The organism is Roseovarius sp. TE539, from assembly GCF_003298505.1.
Lineage (GTDB): Bacteria > Pseudomonadota > Alphaproteobacteria > Rhodobacterales > Rhodobacteraceae > Roseovarius.
Genome location: NZ_QNGB01000072.1, coordinates 1 through 884 on the forward strand (window position 1 = coordinate 1; position 884 = coordinate 884).

Genomic DNA, 884 nt, shown 5'->3' on the forward strand with positions numbered 1-884 from the left:
TCGACGACCAGGATGTCGGGGTATCCCCGTTCACGGGTCACGCGTTCCAGCATCTCGACCACCCGCTCGCCCGGCAACGAGAAATCCACCTCGATCGCCGGGCACTCCCGGGTGCAGTCGTCCTTGAGGTTGGCAGTGCGGAACTTGCGGCCGTTGGCCAGAGCATCGCTGGTGAAGTCGAGCGACCAGCGCTGATTGGGCGCAATCGGGCACCAGGCCCCTTCACGCCCCTCGCGCGGGATCTTCTTGCGCTTGGTGCGGCGCAGCCACAGCCGTTCTTCGCGGTAGAGGCGCTCGACGACCTTGACGTTCACCCTGAAGCCCTCGCGGACGAGTTTGGCATGCAACATACGATACCCATACCTCCGGTGCTTGCCTGACAAGGTAATCAGGCGTTCCCTCAACCGCGCGTGGCGGTCTGGTCGGGCCTGATAGGCCAGGCTCGACCGTGAAATCCCGACCAGCCTGCACGCCCGCCGCTCTGTGAACCGATGTTCAGACATCAGCGTCTTCACCGCGGCGCGGCGGTGCGCAGGCGTCAGGAGTTTTTTGCCAGCAGCCCCTTCAAGCCCGCGTTGTCGAGCATCGCGTCGGCCAGGAGACGCTTCAGCTCGGCGTTCTCGGCTTCGAGATCCTTCAGCCGCCGCAGCTCGGACACCGTCATGCCGCCATACTTGGCCTTCCACTTGTACAGCGTGGCGTCCGACATGCCGTGCTTGCGGCACAGCTCCGAGACCTTCGCCCCGGCCGCATACTCCTGCAGGATCCCGACAATCTGTTCTTCGGTGAAGCGTGATTTGCGCATCGTCTGTTCTCCTCGTCGCTTTGAACGTTACGAGAACAAACTCTACTTTTGAATGGCCCGGTTTTGCGGGGGCAGGTCA

General features: G+C 63.0%; 2 protein-coding genes. Both read right to left on the reverse strand.

Features of this window, described 5'->3' with window-relative positions:
* The coding region (locus tag DQW77_RS17910; RefSeq protein WP_404947950.1) for a DDE-type integrase/transposase/recombinase at positions 1-350 on the reverse strand (350 nt) is incomplete at its 3' end.
* Positions 351-538: 188 nt separating this feature from the next.
* Entirely contained in the window at positions 539-805 is a 267-nt protein-coding gene (locus DQW77_RS17915) for a transposase (RefSeq protein WP_026757543.1), read from the reverse strand.
* Positions 806-884: the final 79 nt, after the last annotated feature.

What these genes read in the sequence shown, in the direction of transcription:
- DQW77_RS17915 (WP_026757543.1), bottom strand. Translation starts at nt 805, where the DNA reads ATGCGCAAATCACGCTTCACCGAAGAACAGATTGTCGGGATCCTGCAG.